Consider the following 20,644-nt stretch of genomic DNA (forward strand, 5'->3'; position numbering starts at 1 on the left):
CTAAACGCCTTCATGTTTAATCTCGCCCAATCGGATCGTAAATGACAACCTACGTGCTCCGTTCACTTCAATCCGGGCTTCCTTCAGTAAACCATTACGGGAGGCCACAGCCTGTTCCTCCAGATGAATTATGGCTCCCTGATCCAGCGCTGTAGATTCTACATATGCTCCTCGATACTCCGTTCGTACACTATGATCCGTATGGGTAATCACCGCCTGTTCGCGACCATCATGGAACATCAATGGAATGAGTGCACCTACCGCCGCAATCTCACCTTCGAATTCATACGTTATAGTCAGCACATCCGCCTGTTGCACATAATGGGTACGCAATGTTTTAATTCCGGGTAATGGACCGACCCATGTCACGGCAAAAGCATTCTCCAAGGCGTTCACGCCATCTTCTGCCGCTCTTTCCTCCAGATGCTGCTGCTCCACTTGGTTCCGTGTATCATGGTCCACCTTCTCATATACAATGGAACCACCTCCCTGAGCAGGGTCTAATCCAACATCCCGATCATATGCACCACCGGATGGAATCCCCTCTGCAAGACTGTGCCATACCCCATCTGGTGTCTTCCAGGCAGGACAGTAACTGAGCGGACGGACCGCCCCTTCGGCAAATTCCGTGAATCCGGCCTGCACATGGCTGGCGGCGGACGGACCAATCAGACCAGGTAACCCGGTCTGCTGAATCCGTACCAAACCAGGGATAGTATACGGATCATTCATCGCCGTGTGTAATACCAGTTGCTGACCAGGTACTGATGCAATCACGGTTTCGAACCACCCATCGGTCTGCAAAACCCTGCTGCCTAACTCGGAAGGAAGATACACCTCGCTCACATCGTCTCCCGGATCACTGAGACAAGCGTGGGCCAATGCTGCTGCCGTCCACAGGTTGTAACAGGTATGATTGGTATAGATTTCATACCCGTGCCGATCTTCTGGCGCGTATTCATTGCGTACAATTTTCAAGCGTCCATCATCCATCTTCCAGCGCTCAACAGCAGCAAAACACCGATTGGCCGCACGTGCAAAAGCACCCGCCATCACCGGATCTCCCGCCTCCAGAGCCTGCGTTGCATGTGTGGAGCATACATAAGCTGCGGCTGCTTCATTCCACTGATGCTGGGAGCTGCGACCACGCGGTGGAATCTCACCAAGCGGCGAGAGCGACAGTAGCGAGCTGAAGGCACCATCGCGCAGCTGCTCACGCAACCTATCGGCAGTGGCACCTTCGTAACCAGCTTCAAGCATCACCCCAAGGTGATAACGGGTAGCAATATCATAGGAAAATGGACAATTTGGACGATCCAGCGGTCCATCCTGATACAACCCAAGGGCCGTAAACCGGGGCACATGATAGGCTTCCAGATAACGATCCATCCACGTTGTATCCTCACTCGCCAGCTGTTCATGCCACCGTAGATATTCGCCAGAGATCATAATGGCGTTCCAGTTAATCATGCGATTGGGATTGTTCATCTTGCTCATCGTAAATACATAATCTTGTTCAGGGTGGATCGTCTTAAGTGCCTCAGCCCAGATCTGTGCTTGTTCAGGCAGATGTGATTTCAACAACATATAAGCTCTCATCAAGAGCAACGGAAAAAAATCAGGGTGATTGTCAGGTGCGGTACCATTGACCACGGCATCAATGCTCTGTGACAGGGCTGCCGCTGCGGAATCAAGCAGATCTGTACGGCCCGCATCAACCAGAACTGCCGCAGCCATCGCATAGGCCGGTGTAGAATAATATCTCTCCACACCCGAGAACGGGTCGATAATTGCACCCTGGCTGTCCTGATATGGTGTGTAAGCGCGAACAACACTTTCAACAAGTGCCAACTTGCGCTCCCTATTCCAGCCGTCTGCCGGAGGGCGTCCCGCTTGTTCTGCCAATGTACGGTAACGTTCGAGTTCATCTTTCCATGGATACGTGGACGCGGATGTATATTTACTCACGCATGCTCACCTCGGTTTCTCCCATTTTCGGTTCAATAATGAAGCGCACCTCACATACCGTTTCAAGCGGATTAGAACTTTCTATTCGAACATCCGTCTCATCAATCACACCAGTCCACGATAGTGACGTTCGATAGAATGTGACTGGAACATTGTCATGATCAACTGTGTCCAGTTTCTCCGTAAGAATTTGCCATTGGTTCGCATCATATGTCATATGGACCGTTCCATGTACACCTTGCCAGCGAAGATTACCGCTCTTCACCACCTCAGGCTGTACTCTACTCATCCATCGTTCCACTACGCTCGAACATCCTGCATCTGAATCATCCACCGAAGAGAATCGTTCTGCCGAAGACACCATCCTGCTCTTCCATTGAAAACGGTCAGTCAGACGCAATTCTGCTCTATCTCTGCTACCACCAGAAGCCATCTTCCAATGAAATTGGCGCGTATACCGAGCCAGTGAAGCTGCCCCAGAGTATGCGGATGTTAGATCCATTGTTGCATTCAGCTCACAGCCACCCTCTGCCAGCTTTGCCTCTAACACATGGGCTTGCGCTTGTCGACCGGAGCATTGCTCCTGGCCTTCAATGAGCGGAACGTTATGACCGGATGACGAGATGTGGAACAGCTGCTCTCTGCCTGGTGCAAAATACGCTTGGGTATACAACCCTGCTCCTGGATCACACAGAATATTCTCACCACCGCAATGGATAATGAACTGCCCCAGATCATTATGGTTGTGAGGTTCATCGTTATGCCCGCCTTTAATGGAAATAGCCACATGAAGGGGTGCGCCGTTCGCATGTTTTGTATCCGGAGAATCGAACAATCCTTTTGCAATCATCCATCCCAGATTTTGAAAAATAAATCCTCGTTCAGCCTGCCCAGAGGCACCTTCATCACCGTACACTGGCGGATCGCTCCACATCACGTTCCGCAACAGATGAGCCCAGCGATGACAGGAATCATCGGTAAGCAGTGGAATATGAAGCGGAAGATCTATCTGCAACCCAACCCGGGACGCGAGTAGGGAGAGTAATCCGGGAGGGATCTCTTCCTGCTCGGCACTGTCCGAATAATTTACGAATGTTCCACCTGACAAATGAACTCGCAACGGGAAGGCTGCGATGGCTGTTATTTTGGAACCCGTCAGCAGATCTAGTTCGCCCTCACTGTACTGACGAAGCATCTCGGCATAATAGGTGAAATAACCGAATCCATATACCCAATATCCAATGCCTTCGGCACAGCCGCCATCCTCGCCATATCCGCTCAAGAATGCGTTCATACAGCTGACCGTATGGGAGATCGATTCCTGTAGTGTGAACTCATCCTCGAGCAGCAACAATGCGGCCATTCCACAGCACCCACCGCAGACCGCCGACCAGTTGTGATCCGCTGTCTGCCAGTGGAACTTCCGTTGCTCCCGGTAAAGCGGGATGAAGATTCGCCGTTCTGCTTCAGACCTGATCCGTTCTATGACAAGGCGATCCAGCCGCTCGGTGTGAATGGTCACAATCTCGGCCAGCATATGTACCGTCTCTGCAGCGAACAGATCGATGTTCCCATTCACCTGGTTGACCTCTCCCGTACCCAGATGCGCGGGCAAACACCACGTATACTCACCACACACGTCCCACAACATTTCTTCCAGCGCTTGCAGTGCATCCGGCCTAGCCTTGTCCAAGGCGAGCATCGCCGTAGCAGCAAGTCTGCCCCTTCGATCGAAATAAGCCTCTTCATAGGCTTTTCGCTCACCCCTATCGCTGAACTGTCGATATAGACGGAACGACAAGGAAGGCATGGGTTCTTTCAAGGCACGTTCACCGTAAGCCTTCAAGTCTGTGTATAACGTAGCCAATTCAGGCCGGGATAACTTCTCCAAGAGTCTGTCGGCACTTAAGGAACTCAATGCTCTGCTCTCAGTACCACGTTGGTTTATATTTTCATTTTCGACTTCGTGAATGGAATCTTCCACTGGATTCACCACTCTTCGTTAATGGATTGTCATGCCCATATTATAATGTAATCGATTTCATTTTACCGGATATGATAGCATTTTTGAAGAATTATCCATTAGAACCCTTTCCACGACGTTACTTCCTTCTCCTTCCTAACACAAAAAAACGAAGAACCTTCGTCAGGTTCTCCGTTGTATTCGGCCTGTCACCACAGGCTTTTTATGGTTATCTCATATTCTTAACTATCTTATATCCTCATCCTCAATTAATCCTGAATACCTATAATGCTGCTGCCCATATCGCAACTGTCCGCTGTTGTTATTACACAATCCCAAGCGGAGAATTCTGTACAACAGACAACCACTGGCGTGCAATCAGCTCATGACCTGCGGCGGTTGGATGTACGCCATCCCATAACCAGTACGCTGCATCCGCCTGTTTCAGAGCGTCATTAAACGTCTGCTGCAATGGCACCCACACAGCTCCAAATTCTTCAGCAAGACCTTGGGCCAGCTTCTGATATTGACCGATATACTCTTCCCAGGCTTCCCATTTCTCCGCGGTCGCTCCGGTTCTCAGAATAAACGGCTCCATCAAAATCAGCCCCGTATCCGGCATCACTTCCCGAGTTTCCTCGAGTAAATGGCGATACGCCCGTCCGAAACGATCCGTTACCCCGCTAGGTTCACCATTCATCGTGCGCCAGGCATCATTAACCCCAATCAGGATGCTGATCAGGTCCGGTTTTAGACTAATTGTATCCTCATTCCAGCGTGCGTACAGATCGGATGCCCGATCCCCGCTGATGCCTCTGTTATAGAAGGTTTTTTGCTTGCCCGCCAGTTCCATACCCAGTTTGCTGGAGATTAGATACGCATATCCGTGTCCGAGAAAATGATTTGGATCATCATTGCGTGATCTTCCCCCATCTGTAATCGAGTCTCCCTGAAACAATATAACGGATGGACTTGTACTCATGATTGAAATCGTTCCTTCCTCTTGTGCAAAATGGAAATACTGAACACCTCAGTCTCCATTTTATCCCTTTCGGCTACAATAGAAAATAGCGTTTTCATCACTGAGGGTCGCCATCTTATGACTCTCCTAGCAATTATCCGATCCAATATCGCAGTATCATCATAGCCACAATACCGACCAATACGGTTCCAAGTAGACTGCGTGTCCAGATGGCTACTGCAATCGTAGGCAGGGAGGCCCACAGAGCTGCATTGTGCGTAATCGGCACCAACTGGTTGTCCGACATGAACAGTTCCTGACCAATTAGCGCTGCCATAACCGCTACGGGTACATACTCCAGCCAGCGTAACAACCACATCGGAATCTGTATCTTGCTGAACAGCATCAGTGGCAGTACACGCGGGATAAATGTTAACAGCGCCGAACCCATAATAATCCAGAATACATCCCATCTTACTTCCATCGTTCCATGAACACTCCCATCGTTGCCGCAATGACCGCAGCCACAATGACACTCATACTGCCAAGTGAAGCCATGCTGGCGAAGATTACACAGACAACGGCGATAATCGCCACACTAATGTGTATTTTTTTGTTTTTGCGATGCACCAACTGGAGTACGACCAGTCCAATAAACATCGCTGGCAGGGCATAATCCAGACCCAGTCGTTCCGGGTTAGTGATCCAGCGTCCAAAGTACGCTCCCGCCATATTAGCCACGAACCAGTTCAGATATGCGGTAATATTCAGACCGTGCATCCAGCGTTCACTAAGCCTTTCCCTGCCAATCGCACGTGTCATCGCCACGCCGAAAGACTCATCGGTAAGCAATGAACCAATCCACATATTTTTAAGCGGGGTCAGATGCCGAAAATACGGTGATACAGCTGCACTGAGCAACAAATGACGAAGATTCACAAAAAATATGGTGAACATGATGGCTATTGCTGATCCATTCGATGCGAGCATGCCTGCTGCAATGAACTGAGCCGATCCTGCATATAAAATCAGGCTGAGCAGAGCTGTTTCCGCCAGACTCAGACCTGCGGTCATTTCAATGACACCCGCCGCAAAGCCAATACTCAAATAACCAAGCAGGGTTGGGATACAATCTTTGACCCCCTGCATGAATGTAGCCTGATCCCGGACCTCTTCCATGTTTTCCTGTCCAGATATCTGTAGTGTACTTTGGTCCAACTGCCGTACAACCCCTCTCCAATTTCTGTCTCCATAAACCGATATATATGGATGTAGATCCATCCAGGTACATTCTCCATGAAAACAACTTCTTTATGTATTCAACATGACCAGGTACATGCCTTATGGATTTCGCAATCTGCATAATTCACTTCACATTAATTCAGAAATATACCACAAGATGTGCACTAAGAGAGAGACAGATTACTTTTTATAGAACAGATGTAATCCTAAATACCTACAAAATCGAAAAATATTTTCGTGAAACTCATAAATTATGTTGAATAAACGCGAAATTTGTCATACGATAGCACCAGAAACTTCTGGAAAGGATGGAATGAAATATCTTTTACCAGATGGGCTTGTCCACTAGACATGGGGATGGGTTACACAGAGGGGGAATGTGTATGAAAAAAAATCGTAAACAAGGGGTCAAAAGAACAATGCAGATGAGAGAGAAACTGATTTTGTCATTTGCCATTGTATTGCTCATTCCAACCATTAGTCTGGGCATTATCTCGTTCCAAACAGCTGATGCCAAGGTTGAAGAGAAAATGTATGAGAACGCGATCAGCAGTGTTACTGTGCTCAACCAGACCATTGACCAGATCATTGGTGCAACACGCAAAAATGTTGATTTCCTGGCAAGTCAGCTGGATGCAGGCAATGTCGGACCCAATCAGGGTGACGAAACCGATACCATCCGTACCTTGCTCGACGCGTATAAGGAAACGCATGATGACGTGGAACTTGCCTCCATCGGTACCGATCAGGGCGTGTATATTAACTCCCCTGTAACTGCGGTGAACAAAGAAGGATATGACCCGCGCGAACGCCCGTGGTATCAAGCTGCTACGCAGAACAAAGATGTCCCTACCGTAATCACCCCCTACTTATCAAGCAATACCGGCAATGTTGTTGCTTCGGTAGCTCAGACCTCAGCGGATGGCCATGGTGTCGTCTCTGTCAGCCTATCGCTTGAAGCCCTCTCGAAGACGGTTAATTCCACCAAGATTGGCGAGAAGGGTTATATCTATATCATTGATAATGCCAATAAAATCATTGTACATCCTACCGAAAAACCGGGGACCGAAGGAACCATGGCACCCTATAAAGATATTTTTGCACAGAAAAATGGAAGTCTGACCTATACACTAAATGGAAACCAGGAACACGCCTTTTTCTCCACCAATGAAACGACGGGCTGGACCGTGGTTGGTGTCATCGACAGTGGGGAAGTGACGGCTTCTGTCCGTCCGATCCTATACACCACACTTATTGTTGTAGCGATTGCAATTGCGGTAAGCTCCATCATTATTTTCTGGATTGTGCAATCAATCACCAAACCACTGAACCGCTTGGTGAAGGCATCTGACGAAATTAGTAATGGTAATCTGACCATCGAGGTTGCTGTATTGGGACAGGATGAATTCGGCAAGCTGAGCACCAGCTTCAATAAGATGAGCGAATCCCTGCGAACCGTTATTCAGGACGTGCGACACACGGCTGACGAGTTAACCGCCTCATCCACACAATTGGCAGTCAACTCATCGGAGACAACCAAAGCAACAGAGCAAGTCGCCCTGATCACGGAAGAATCCGCAGCTGGACTTGAGAAACAAACAAGCAGCCTGAAACATACGGCACTACAGATGAATGAGCTTGCTGGAGGTGTGGGACAGGTAACGAACAGCACACAGCAAGTATCCGAAGCTGCCATGCAAGCAAGTGAGCTCGCGGATAAAGGGAATGCTACCATGCAAACGGCCGTATCCGAAATGAGTTCCGTGAGTCGCTTTGTGCAAGGTATGGCAGATACTGCTGGACGACTTGAACAGCATTCCACATCCATTGGTGAGATGGTATCTGTCATTACAGATATCGCTGCACAGACCAATTTGCTTGCTCTCAATGCTTCTATTGAAGCAGCACGTGCAGGTGAGCATGGACGTGGCTTCTCCGTTGTTGCCAGCGAAGTCCGCAAGCTGGCGGAACAATCGAGCCTGTCCGGCCAGAAGATTGTAGAGATGGTCGGAGCGATTCAACAGGAGATTTCAATGGCCAATCACAATGTACAGATCGGGCAACAGGATGTAAGCAACGGCATTCGTGCCGTTCAGTTTGCAGATGAAGCTTTTGCTCAGATTAGTGAGGCTGTTGGGGTCGTCAATCATCAGCTTGAGAACATTGCAGCCGCCTCACAACAGATGTCTGCAAGTACAGCCGAAGTGGTGCAATCCATTGATCAGATCCACGCCATATCGGAAACCAATGCCGATGGAACGGAGAACATCTCTGCTGCTACGGAGGAGCAAGTTGCTTCCATGCAGGAGATATCATCCTCTGCTGATTCCCTTGCCCATCTGGCTCACAAGCTGCAGAAGCTGGTGGAACAATTCAAGCTGTAATCGTTGAACCAAAGATTATTTACACTGACACTACGATGACAGAACAACCTTCCAATCGCTGTTATCGTGCAAACGATTAGTTCGACTTATAAAATTAAGTAGTCTGTAATACCAAAAGCCCCTTTGCCATCATATTGGCAAAGGGGCTTTTGGGTAATGAAAGGTCAGGAACTTTGGATAGGAAATGACTCTCCTATTCAGCAGATTGCTTAATATCTCCGTGGTACCCTTGATCTCCGTAGGGCTCTAACTGTTCAAACCAGCGATTCAGACATTTGGCGAGTGCATCTTTGGGATCGTTATACGGGTTATCGTCTTGTTTCAATGTCTCCAGCACCTCGATCACAAACGCATTCTCTCCATATTCATTCCATTCAGCCTGCAATCTTCGATTCAGATGGCTACCCATCTGTAACATAAACCGTTGTCCGTTAATGGTTTTCAGATTAAGTGTGCTATCGATATAAACTTTGCCGTTACGTTCATTCCGAATTTGGTAGACGCCCGCTTCCGTTTTGACTTCTTTGGCCTGTTCCTGCAATTCTTTGCGACGATTCATCTTCTCCTGCTCCCCCTTTTCTTTGCGCTCCTGTTTTCCAACTTTGGCGCTCTGTTGATCTGTGTGGCTTCCCAACCAATACTGACTGCCGTCTGGCTCACGTTCCAGCAAACCATAGTCGATGAGATACCTCCGTATTTCCACGTAATCATCATGAACTTCCTTCAGCAGCTCATTGACCTGTTTCTCGGAATATTTGCGCTCTGTCTCGAATCGTTTGGCAATCTCGGTGAGCACAATATATTTATGCTTTTGCTGCATATGAAACGTCGTCAGCCGACCGACAGTACCCTCTGGAAAATACTTGTTCAGCACCTTCTCCCGATCCTGTTCTGTAATATCAAATGAGTTCGGATGGATCGTATGTTCATGCCTTGTCACCGGCGCCACCCATTCGGCTGGAGCCTGGGTATCCTTGCTTTTGAGAAGTTCCATTAATGCCAGGAATATCTTGGCCTGCCGTTCCTTCTCCTTTAATACAAACCGATGATTCCGGATCGTGGAAGCACTCCCGATGCCAAGGGTCTTCTGTACTTCAGCATCCTTCTTGCCTTCATAGAATTGTGACAACAAGCCCCGCTGGACATCAGACAATCCGGTTACGCTTTTATCCTGCTCCAGCAAATATTCAAATACCGATCCATGAACCTTCTCAATATGCACTCGCATATAACGGGCTGCCTCATAGAGCACTCCATCTTCAGGATAGATAATCCCCGCTTCCGTCCTGTATCCGCAGCAGACACATATATAGGCAGGACCCTCCTCCATATAACCATGCTTGATCTCTTCCAATGAAGCTGTTTGCAACCAGGGTTCCGATGATTTCATGTAAAAGCTCCTTTTTATCATTGTTATGGTCATTCCAATCGTATATTAATCAAATATTTTATAATTTTGTTTGTTTATTTATAGATATAATATAATTTTGTTTGTTATATGTCAACATAACGGAAAAGAATACTGTGTTTAAAGACATAACGTATGCCCCTTGTTCAACAGAAAAAAGACCGCAGGGTCGCAACCCTGCAGTCTCATTTCAATCCCTGTTACAACTTAAACCGTTCAATCATGCTTTGCAGATCTTCAGCCATACGTGACAATGCTGCCGAAGAAGCTGCAACCTCTTCCATTGTAGCCAACTGTTCTTGAGCTGCCGCTGATCCATCTTCCGTTCCAGAGGCAATTCTGTCCGACAGAACCATTGTATCACTTACTGCCTTGTTGATATGACTCATGCCGCCATCAATCTGCCGGGAAGCCGCGGATACTTCTCCAGCTTGTGCAGCCACCAACTGTACCGCAGTACGAATGTTATTGAATGCTTCGCCCGCTTCTGTAACCATCTGCGAACTCTTCACCATACCTTCTCCCGTACGGGCAAAAGTGGATTGCACCGCATTGGTTTTCTCCTGCATCTCATGCATAAGCACATTAATCCGCTCGGCTGAAGCGCCTGAACTGTGAGCCAGTGTCTTCACTTCGTTGGCTACAACTGCGAATCCACGCCCTTGTTCGCCAGCTCTCGAAGCTTCAATGGACGCATTCAATGCGAGGATGTTCGTCTGCTTGGCAATGGCCGTAATCTCGGCCACAATCACAAGAATCTCTTCATTTTTCGCGCGCAGATCTTCAATCACCACAGACATGGCTTTGCTCTCGTCATTCACCTGCTGAATATGGGTAACCGCTTCTTCCACTGTAACCATACCCGCTTCCGACTTGGTGGAAGCATCCAGAGCGATACGAGCGGTGTCTTCAGCACTGGATGAGATCTCTTTGACTCCAATGGACATTTCGCCCACAAGTTGGCCTGTAGCAGCGAGACTATTGTTCTGCAAAGTCGTTCCTGCAGCTGCATCCTGCATCAGTTCAGCCACCTGTTCTGTGGCTTTTGATGTCTGCTCCGAACTTGCCATCAGCTCTTCCGAAGATGCCGCCAGCTGGCTGGACGTATCATGTACCTCTCCAAGCACATTACGCAGTGAAGTTGTCATCGTGTCGAAGCTTTCTCCAAGCAGTCCGAACTCATCCTTGCGCTGCAAACCTACCCGAACAGTTAGATCACCGGCACTTACTTTCGATGCTGCCTGTGTTAATTGTAGTAATGGCCGATGAATGCTGCGGATAATGAAAACAAGCAGAATCAACCCAATAACCAATGCAGATGCCACAATTGTAATGGAACGAATCAAAATAGGCATTACGGTTTCAGTTGCTTCGGAAGGAACCATCTCGCCAACAATTTTCCAGCCTGTCACCGGATTGGTGAAATACACAGCTTCCACTTCGTGACCATCATATGTATACTTCACGGTTCCGCTTTCTTTCGTATACATCTCATTAATGTAAGCTTCATCCGACTGTGTACCGGATTCAATATTATAGTGGAACAGGAATTTACCCCCGTTATCCAGCATGTACAGTTTTCCTTCTTTACCAATACGTATCTGATCAACGGATTCTTTCAGATGATTGAGACTGACATTGGCACCGAATACCCCTTTGCCGTCAGCCAGCTTGACCGCTGCGGTCACAACCCATTCGCCCGTCGAAGCCGACTGGAACGTATCCGAGATTACCGGTTCATCCTGGGACATACCCATCGTATACCATGAACGTTCTCGAGGATCATAATTCTGTTCCTCGGATTCAGGGGACTTCATCCAGCTGCCATCTTCGGCACCTGCGGTGAGTACACCCAATTCCTTGTGATTCTGAGACATCCGATCCATCTGCCTTTGAAGCGCAGGGGATTTATTAATAATATCGTTTGAAGTAATACCCGCAGCCATCTGCGCTGCGTTATCCTTCTCCATATCCAGCATTTGATTTATCTGCAGACTAAGCATTTCTGTTTTTGCCTGTGCGGAACGAATAATCTCCATTTTAACCTGGTCAGCAGCTTTTTGATAAGACAACCATCCCACGGTAATGCTCGGTACTATCAGGAACAGGAGCAATGCAGCGATCAGGCGTTTTTTTACGGTTAAAGTAAACCAATTTCGAATCCTTTTCTTCATTTAACTATCCCCCATCATAATCTTCACCCATCCTTTTATCGGACAATCGCTGTAAAAATATTATGTATCGATACTAAATTAGTACAAATTTAATTTAAATGATCTGATCAGATGATATGGATTATACCCGCTTAATCGTTTTGACCCTCTACGCGAGATCGTTTACAATGCTCATAAGCTGGTTATTCATGAAACGATTGGAAGGAGAGGATTCAAATCTTACGCAAGGCAAATGAAAGACAACGTATTTCCACGGTATATTCATCCATGTTCCGCATTCTGTTAGCGCTCATCCTGTGCGCAGGCCCAATTCTGGGACAAGCTGGTATTACGGCATCCGCAGCGCAGGCGACGCAAGCAGTTCACATTGAAGTGAATGGTGAGCAACAATCCTGGAAGAACACACCACTTATCATCAAAGGTTCAACGTTTGTTCCACTGCGGGATGTGGTCACATCGGTTAAAGGCACGTTGAAATGGGATAATCGCACCAAGACGGCTACCATTACCGTTGGCAGAGACAAGCTGATCCATCAGGCTGGTAGTAATTCCATTAAAGTAAACAAGGTCGATCTGGCTACAGGTGTGAATTCACGTACCGTTAACGGTACGTTGATGGTACCTGTCCGGGCTATGGCTAACGCAATCAAGGCAGACATCAAGGTCCAACGCACAGCCACGGGGCAGATGAGTGTAAATATGTTCACTGATCAAGTCAGCCTACTGAACAGCGAGGTTGCCAGCGTTGATACGTATCTGCGCGAGATCAACTATCCAGGTATGGCTCTGATCGCCCGCGATGGTGAAGTACTTCTAAAGCAAGGCTACGGACTTGCCGATGAACAGACGCTGAACCGCCCGGATCAGAAGACCCGAATCGCATCGCTGAGCAAATCCTTCACGGCCGCGTCCATTCTGAGTCTCGTGGAGGATGGTAAGATTAATGTGCAAGATCCAATCTCCAAGTATATCTCTGGTATACCGAAGGGAGATCAGATCACGCTGCATATGCTGTTATCCCAGACTTCAGGTCTGCCATCCGCATTTGGTCGGGGTGAAGGAACTTCTATGGAAGAGACTGTAGAAGAGATTCGTCACAAAACGCTGAAGTTTGAACCGGGGAGTGCCTATCTGTACAGCAACAGCGGTTATGTTTTGCTTGCATACGTCGTTGAACAGGTATCTGGCATGAGTTATGCCGACTACGTGCAACAGACGATACTGAAACCACTTGGTATGAAAAATTCGGGAGAGGCTTCCCGTAAAGTGCATACGATTAGTGGTTTTGTTCAAGAAGATAACGCATGGGTAACTGCGCCTTACTATGTGTCTCAATCCGGATCAGGAACCATCTATTCCACGGTGGACGATATGCTGAAATGGGATCGTGCGCTCTATACAGACAAGATTCTAAGCCAGGATACGATTGAACAGATGTATGAGCCTTACTCCGATAAAAACTATGGCTATGCCTGGATTCTCAAAGAGAATGGCGCAAACCGTACCGTCTTCCACAACGGTAGTGGTGGCGGGTTTGCCACAGCCTTTTCACGTAATCTGTCCGATGATATCACCATTATCCTGCTTGGCAACCACGCAGGTATGGACATGACTTCACTTTTGGATGAAGTTGAGGCACAGACAGCCAAAGCACTGCTATTGCAATAATCTATAATTTATAGCTTATAATGAGCAAAGAGACGGTCCTTTAAAGGATCGTCTCTTTGTGTTGTATATGTTCTCATTTTAACGACTCACACTTCCGTTTCGCTCAACCCACAATCCATCTCTTCTCCATCCTGCAAAAGGTAGATTTACTCATATTCTTATTACTGCCTAGGAGACATCCGCTCTTTAATCATCTGTCTGCTTTAATGTTACAGGAAGTTTCCCCGCAAAAGGAATACACCCCATCAGCGCCTGAGCGACGCTATCCACGGCAAGTGGCCGGCTCTCGTAAGCCGCTACATAGACCTGGGCATCCGGAAGCGCCAGCAGATCATAGGGGCTTCGCAATGCCACAACAGCCAGTGGTTTGCCCAATTGCTGTATCCAACCAATCAGCCTGCACTGTGGATCGCCGGAGGGACTTCCCGCATTGTAGGTTCCCACCACAATCTGCCGAATGTCATCTGCTTCCGCTGCCTGAAGCAGACGGGCGGAACGAATGGCGACTTCCTCGGGCGTGACCGTCAGATCGACAACATCCAGACCATACGTGGATAAGGCTGAGCCCAAGGTGAACGTCTGAGTCAGCTGTTCGTCGGCAATTGTCGTCACGGACGTGGCAACCGTTATGACCAGCGTGCGTTCCGGCTTCAAAGGCAGCATATTCAGCTGATCGCGCACCAGTGTGATACTGTTCTCGCTAATACGGCGAGCAACCTCTTGGTGTAATGAACTGTTGCGCTCCGACCCACTGGATAGAGCAGGAGCGTTTGATGCCTTTGGCAATGATGCATTCGATACTACAATATTCACTTTCTCATCACCTGCACCACCCGTTTCACTCTCCAGTAAACCACGCTTCGCCTTGTACATCAGCAAGCGATTCACCGACTCATCAATACGTCTCTCGCTAATCTGCCCGCTCCTCACAGCTGCTAACAATGCTTCAAATGCCTCTGCCTGAAGCTTAGCCGTATGGCTAATTAACACCAGATCTGCCCCGGCCTCTACCGCCATTACGGCTGCATCGACAGTGCCATAATTCACGGCAATGGCATCCATCTCCATGCAATCTGTTACGATCATTCCCTCATAACCCAGTTCCTGGCGAAGCAGACCGCTTAATACGGTTTGCGATAGCGTTACGGGCAGACGCTCCGGCTCCAGTGCAGGGAAATAAATATGCGCCGACATCATGGCATCGACACCTTCGGCGATGGCGGCTCGGAATGGAATCAACTCCAGGCGCTCTACCCGTTCACGATCATGAGTGATGATTGGGAGGTCCAGATGGGAATCGGTATCCGTATCCCCATGCCCCGGGAAATGCTTGGCTGTCGCTGCAATTCCAGCGTCCTGTATTCCCGCAATGGTTTTGGCTCCATATTCTGCAACGGATTGTGGAGATTCGCCGAATGATCGCACACCGATGACCGGATTGGCCGCGTTATTGTTCACATCCAATACCGGAGCAAAGTTCATGTTAATGCCCATGGACTTCAGCTCCAACCCACTGATATATGCCGCCTGATACGCATCGTCAATGGAACCGGCAGCGGCAATGGCCATTGGTCCAGGCATCAAGGTTATCCCTTCGGTAATTCGTGCAACCATGCCGCCCTCCTGATCAATGGATATCCAGAGCGGCACATTACCGCTGCTTTTGGCAATCTGCTGTAGCCCTGACGATAACCGCTCTACCTGCTCTGGCGACTCAACGTTGCGCGCAAAATAAATTACGCCACCGATTGGATACTTTCGGAGAAAGGATTCCACATCGCCAGCAGCTTCGGTGCCATGAAAGCCACAAAGCAGCATTTGCCCAACTTTCTCACGCAAAGTCATCTGTTTCAGCCTCGACTGGTATAACTCTTTTGGCCCACTCATTTCATGCCTCCCTCCGATAACAAACATCCATTCATTGATATAACAAAAACGGCTTTCGCCGCTCCTTCCATTCCGCTGCCTGTACATCCCACGCTTCCATTAAACGAACGAATTCCGCGCGGTCATGAATCGTTTCCCTGACTTCCTTACCCCCTGCCAGCAGGTCGATAAAGTACCTTGAACCCGGCTCTGGTGGCTCCAGCCAGCAGAATTGCTCCGGATAGAGTGACACCAGTTCATGCAAAAGCACCAACCCTGTCTCTACCGCCCGAAATTTCCTGCTGTCCGTTACAAAAATCCTTACGCCACCACACAGCTCACCTGCGTGTTTGGAGAATGTTGGGGACATGTACACTGGATGCACATGTACACCTTCCAGCTTGTATTCCCCAAATCGTTCCGCCAAACGCTCACCCTCAACCCAGGGGGCTCCAACCCACTCGAATGGGCGGGTCGTGCCCCTGCCCTCCGATACATTAGTACCCTCGAACAGGCATGTACCCGCATATACCCGCACACTGTCCAGCGTGGGCATATTGGGAGAGGGCAGCATCCAGGGAAGACCACAATCCGCAAACTCCATGGAGCGCTGCCATCCTTCCATGGAAACCACGTCCAATTCGCAAGGTACATCCATCTCGCTGTTGACCATCAGGGCGAGTTCACCTACCGTCAATCCGGTACGTACAGGTACACGCCAAGCGCCAACGAGTGATTCATACCCCGCGTTCAGCACACCGCCTTCCACAACGTTTCCACCCAGCGGATTGGGACGGTCCAGAATCAGCATGCGTTTGCCTGCTCCAGCACAGGCATCCATCATATGGAACAAGGTTGAGGCATACGTGTAATAACGGATGCCCACATCCTGAATGTCGAACAGCACCGTATCCACTCCAGCCAGCATTGCAGGCGTAGGTTTCTTGTAATCTCCATACAGGCTGAACACCGGAATGTCCAGACGTGGATGAAGCATGTCTCCGAATCTGACACCCGCCTGAAGCTCTCCATACAGTCCGTGCTCACAGGCATAGAGCGCTGTAAGCTCGGTATTAGCCAGTCCGGCGCACACATCTATTGTCGATACAAAATCCGCTGTAATACCAGTCGGGTTTGTAATTAGACCGATTCGATTACCCGTTATCCATGGATGCGATAACCCTCTGGACAGAAGATCAACTCCCGTTTTTACAGCCGGGATCTGCTCGGTCCCATTCAACTGACCCATCACACATTCCCCTGGCTGATCCAGCCTGTATGCTGGTGATCATTACCACCTGTTACGACAGGCTCTTCTTCAGGCTCCAGCACATTAAGAGCAACCTTATGCTGATAGATGGCAAACATACCTCCAAACAGCGCTCCGAAACCAACGACAGTCAGCATCAGCAGAGCCGTCAGGCACATGGCCTGAAAACAAGCGCCCATCGTGTACCCCGGGTGACGGAAGAACAGCTTTACACTTTCCCCCATCGCCTGAACGATGCCCATGTTTTTCTGTAAAACAAGCTGCCAGGTATAGAACTGTGACATCAGCGCCATGAGAACAAAGAACGTCTGGAATGCGCTCACTGCCGTACCTGTAATTCCACCCTGTCCACCGTAATACCACCAGGTTGACCATAGAATGAAACCAAGCACTGCGAAAAGCACACCCAACGAGCCTCCCGGGATTATTCCTTTCAATGTTCCAGCCCAGATATCCTTAAGTCCATTGCGCCGTTGCTTACGTTCCAATCTGTGATGCACGGCATAACAAACACCGAACAGGATGGGCATATATATCAAGGCCAGAAGCAGCACCGCGATCGGCAGCGGAGCAAACATCAGAATGGGAACCAAAACGATGGAGCTAACGACACTGTACAAGGCCACCGGAATAATATCCCGATAGATTTCCGCACCCGACTTGATCAATACTTCACTGAGCTTACGCATTTTTATTCTCCCCTTTCTCACCGTTCCTTCTCCACCAGGCATCGTCTCTTACTCCCGTCCGATCGCAAGCTCCGTTTCTGGATCAAAAAAGTGCGCCTTACGCAGGTCCAGTACAAAATTTTTGTCCATACCTACATAAGCATGTGTTTCCGGGTGAACCTTGGCCGTAACAGTACGGGCACCGGAATGGAAATATACCAAATTCTCGGAGCCCAGATGTTCTACAACCTGAACCCGCGCCTGCAGCATGTGGTCTGTTGGGATATTCGGAGCGACATCATCACCAAAAATATGCTCTGGACGCAGGCCCATAATCACCGGCTTGCCTTGATGACTCTGAAGACGAGCGAGTACATCTTCTGGCAAGGTGAATGATGCACCGTCCACGACAACCTGCGTGCCTTCAATCCGGGCATCAATGAAGTTCATCGCCGGGGAACCGATAAATCCGGCAACAAACATATTCCGCGGACTCGCATACAGTTCTTTTGGTGAAGCCACCTGCTGAATGTCTCCATGATTCATGACCACGATGCGTTCCCCAAGTGTCATGGCTTCTACCTGATCATGCGTCACGTACACAATCGTGGCACCGAGCCGCTTATGCAGCTCGCCCAATTCCACTCGCATCTGTACCCGCAGCTTCGCATCCAGATTGGAGAGCGGCTCGTCGAATAAAAACACCTGCGGATCACGGACGATCGCCCGTCCTACCGCAACACGCTGGCGCTGACCACCAGACAGCTCGCGTGGTTTACGCTCCAGCATCGCTTCCAGTCCAAGAATGGAGGCCGCATTCTGCACCTGTTCATCAATATAGGACTTTGGCTTTTTCAGATTTTTCAGGCCAAAGGAAAGATTCTCACGGATGGTCATATGCGGATAGAGTGCATAATCCTGAAACACCATCGCGATATCCCGATCCTTCGGATGCAGATCGTTGACGAGCCGGTCACCGATCACAATATCACCGCTTGTTTGCTTTTCAAGTCCGGCAATCATCCGCAGTGACGTTGTCTTGCCACAGCCCGAAGGACCCACAAACACTACGAATTCCTTATCCTCTATAACAAAGTCCGAGCCGGCCACAGCCGTGAACGTTCCTTTATGATCGTCTTTGAATTCTTTGCGCACTTGGCGAAACTCCACGCGTGCCATAGGTAGATCCCCCTTTACGTTGTCGCTTGTCCTGAACTAACAGTTAACCTTTTACTGCACCAATCGTAATGCCCTGCAGGAAATAACGTTGCAGTGAGAAAAACAGAATGATCATGGGCAGCGCACCTATTGTCGCCCCTGCCATCATCGCGCCGAAGTCCGTTGATTCGGCAAATACAAACGAGGCCAACCCCACCTGAATGGTACGCATCTCGTTGGAATTAGTAATGAGGAATGGCCAGAAGAATTCATTCCACGAAGCCACAAACGTGAATATCGCCAGCACCGCGATTCCCGGCTTTGCCATCGGCAGAATGACTTTCCAGAAGATGCCGAACTCACTGCATGCATCGATACGTGCCGCATGTATCAGCGATGTGGGCAACGTGGACATGAACTGTTTCATTAGGAATATGTTCCCTACGCTAACGGCAGCAGGCAGAATAATGGCCGTATACGTATCCCCTAAGTCAAACACGTTAACCATCAGAATGTACAAAGGAATTAGTGTCACCTGCGCCGGGATCATCATGGTCCCAAGCAAAGTCCAGAATACCGCCTGACTACCCGGAAACTTCAGTTTGGCGAACGCATATCCCGCCAGGGAGGCGAAGAATACATTTGTTACGGTCAGAATGATCGAGATGAGCAGCGAATTGTATAACCAGCGCCAGGCATCGGTTTTGGCAAAAAAGCGCTCATATGGTGATAACGATAACTGCTCCGGAATCATCTGTGGTTTAAACGAAGCTGACATCGCACTATCCTGCACCGAACCAACGAGCATCCAATACATCGGAATGACCGTCACCAGCGCCCAGACCACCAGCAGAATGGATGCAACAACGAGCAGTATCTTTTTCTGTGTTGATTTCATGGATTTCATTCACCCCCGGATGCTTAATGCAACTACCTCTAATACTCAATATCGCTGGAGAAATATTTGAACTGTATGACGGAGATGACAATGATGATAATTGCCAATACAAACGACTGAGCCGAAGCCAATCCAAATTCATAGAACTTGAATGCCGTCTCATAGATCAGATAAGCGATTGTAGTTGTCGCAAAGTTTGGTCCACCCTGTGTCATCAGATATACCGAGATAAACACCTGGAAGGATGTAATGACACCCGTGACGAGCAGATACAGCGTCGTTGGTTTGAGCAGCGGCCATGTAATCTTGCTGAACTGGGTCCAGCCGCTGGCATGATCAATATCCGCCGCCTCGTACAGCGATTTCGGAATACCACCCATGGCTGCCAGATACAGAATAATGCCCGCTCCGTGCGATCCAAGCCAGTTCATCAGAATGAGGGAAAAGAGTGCCGTTCCCGACTGGCCCAGCCAGATTACCGGGTCAAGGCCGAACAGACCGAGGAAACGGTTGAGCAGTCCTGAATCCGTCGGGTCAAAGATCGCCAGCCATACAATGGAGATGGTCACCCCGGAGGCTACCGCAGGCAGATACATGGTAGCTTTGAAAAATGTCTGCCATTTGCTTTTCATTTGATAGATGAAATAGGAAAGTACAAATGTAATGAGAATATTGACCGGAACTGTGCCTACGGTGAAGATGACTGTATTTTTAATCGACTTCCAGAACGTCTCATCTTTCACCAAACGCTCGTAGTTATCCAATCCAACCCACGTTGAGTTCATAATATTGTATTTCTGGAAGCTCATCACAAGAGCCGTCAGAACGGGATACAGTGTGAAAATGAGAAACAGCAGGACAGGCGCCAAAATAAACAAATACGCCCACCCGTAGTCTCGCCAAAACCGGGCAACCCGGGAAGTCCGGGGCACAGACGGTTTTGGCGCAAGGGCGGTCTGCATGGCGAATCCTCCTCTCCTAATCAGTGTGGTTTTACGTTATGTTTGATTGTCCGA

At 48.9% G+C, this 20,644-nt stretch carries 15 protein-coding genes; 2 read left to right on the plus strand and 13 right to left on the minus strand.

Annotated features, from left to right (window positions below; all coding sequences use genetic code 11):
• The 5 genes from ACDJ59_RS24135 to ACDJ59_RS24155 all read right to left on the minus strand — a co-directional run bounded on the left by ACDJ59_RS24135 (position 1) and on the right by ACDJ59_RS24155 (position 6,071).
• A complete protein-coding gene (locus ACDJ59_RS24135; RefSeq protein WP_413406368.1) occupies positions 1-1,968 on the minus strand; it encodes a glycosyl hydrolase in 1,968 nt (655 codons plus the stop codon).
• Positions 1,961-3,961 (minus strand): heparinase II/III family protein, encoded by a 2,001-nt coding sequence (locus tag ACDJ59_RS24140; RefSeq protein ID WP_413406370.1) that lies wholly within the window; start codon positions 3,959-3,961, stop codon positions 1,961-1,963. The genes ACDJ59_RS24135 and ACDJ59_RS24140 overlap by 8 nt, the downstream gene beginning before the upstream one ends.
• A gap of 295 nt (positions 3,962-4,256) precedes the next feature.
• Positions 4,257-4,913 (minus strand): SGNH/GDSL hydrolase family protein, encoded by a 657-nt coding sequence (locus tag ACDJ59_RS24145; protein WP_413406372.1) that lies wholly within the window; start codon positions 4,911-4,913, stop codon positions 4,257-4,259.
• 133 nt (positions 4,914-5,046) lie between these two features.
• Entirely contained in the window at positions 5,047-5,376 is a 330-nt protein-coding gene (locus ACDJ59_RS24150) for an AzlD domain-containing protein (RefSeq protein WP_062837141.1), read from the minus strand.
• Positions 5,367-6,071: an AzlC family ABC transporter permease gene (locus tag ACDJ59_RS24155; protein ID WP_413409906.1), complete on the minus strand. Its 705-nt coding sequence runs from the start codon at positions 6,069-6,071 to the stop codon at positions 5,367-5,369. Before ACDJ59_RS24155 ends, ACDJ59_RS24150 begins: the two co-directional genes overlap by 10 nt.
• A 446-nt stretch (positions 6,072-6,517) precedes the next feature.
• Between ACDJ59_RS24155 and ACDJ59_RS24160 the strand changes: the two genes are divergently transcribed.
• Positions 6,518-8,518: a methyl-accepting chemotaxis protein gene (locus ACDJ59_RS24160; protein ID WP_413406374.1), complete on the plus strand. Its 2,001-nt coding sequence runs from the start codon at positions 6,518-6,520 to the stop codon at positions 8,516-8,518.
• A 193-nt stretch (positions 8,519-8,711) separates the two neighbouring features.
• Here the strand turns inward: ACDJ59_RS24160 and ACDJ59_RS24165 are convergent, their stop codons facing one another.
• Together ACDJ59_RS24165 and ACDJ59_RS24170 are read right to left on the minus strand one after the other, a co-directional pair.
• Positions 8,712-9,908: a DUF2087 domain-containing protein gene (locus tag ACDJ59_RS24165; RefSeq protein WP_413406376.1), complete on the minus strand. Its 1,197-nt coding sequence runs from the start codon at positions 9,906-9,908 to the stop codon at positions 8,712-8,714.
• A 218-nt stretch (positions 9,909-10,126) separates the two neighbouring features.
• Positions 10,127-12,100, minus strand: a complete 1,974-nt coding sequence (locus tag ACDJ59_RS24170; protein ID WP_413406378.1) for a methyl-accepting chemotaxis protein — start codon at positions 12,098-12,100, stop codon at positions 10,127-10,129.
• Positions 12,101-12,367: 267 nt separating this feature from the next.
• On the opposite strand from ACDJ59_RS24170, the gene ACDJ59_RS24175 reads away from it, so the two are divergent.
• Positions 12,368-13,768 (plus strand): serine hydrolase, encoded by a 1,401-nt coding sequence (locus ACDJ59_RS24175; RefSeq protein WP_413406380.1) that lies wholly within the window; start codon positions 12,368-12,370, stop codon positions 13,766-13,768.
• A 186-nt stretch (positions 13,769-13,954) separates the two neighbouring features.
• Here the strand turns inward: ACDJ59_RS24175 and nagZ are convergent, their stop codons facing one another.
• From nagZ to ACDJ59_RS24205, 6 genes are read right to left on the minus strand one after another with little or no spacing between them, the layout of a single operon-like run.
• Complete coding sequence (nagZ, locus tag ACDJ59_RS24180; protein WP_413406382.1) at positions 13,955-15,655, minus strand: beta-N-acetylhexosaminidase; 1,701 nt, start codon at positions 15,653-15,655, stop codon at positions 13,955-13,957.
• 31 nt (positions 15,656-15,686) lie between these two features.
• On the minus strand, positions 15,687-16,883 hold the full coding sequence (locus tag ACDJ59_RS24185; RefSeq protein WP_413406385.1) for an exo-beta-N-acetylmuramidase NamZ domain-containing protein: 1,197 nt from the start codon (positions 16,881-16,883) through the stop codon (positions 15,687-15,689).
• Entirely contained in the window at positions 16,883-17,593 is a 711-nt protein-coding gene (locus tag ACDJ59_RS24190) for a hypothetical protein (RefSeq protein WP_413406387.1), read from the minus strand. Before ACDJ59_RS24190 ends, ACDJ59_RS24185 begins: the two co-directional genes overlap by 1 nt.
• 48 nt (positions 17,594-17,641) lie before the next feature.
• Positions 17,642-18,751 carry an ABC transporter ATP-binding protein gene (locus tag ACDJ59_RS24195; RefSeq protein ID WP_076253940.1) on the minus strand — a complete coding sequence of 370 codons (1,110 nt, stop codon included), beginning with the start codon at positions 18,749-18,751 and terminating at the stop codon, positions 17,642-17,644.
• A 43-nt stretch (positions 18,752-18,794) separates the two neighbouring features.
• A complete protein-coding gene (locus ACDJ59_RS24200) occupies positions 18,795-19,628 on the minus strand; it encodes a carbohydrate ABC transporter permease (RefSeq protein WP_017691096.1) in 834 nt (277 codons plus the stop codon).
• 38 nt (positions 19,629-19,666) lie between these two features.
• Complete coding sequence (locus ACDJ59_RS24205; protein ID WP_017691097.1) at positions 19,667-20,590, minus strand: carbohydrate ABC transporter permease; 924 nt, start codon at positions 20,588-20,590, stop codon at positions 19,667-19,669.
• Between the last annotated feature and the right edge of the window lie 54 nt (positions 20,591-20,644).

The sequence above is a fragment of the Paenibacillus amylolyticus genome (genome assembly GCF_047302515.1).
GTDB classification, from domain to species: Bacteria; Bacillota; Bacilli; order Paenibacillales; family Paenibacillaceae; genus Paenibacillus; species Paenibacillus amylolyticus_G.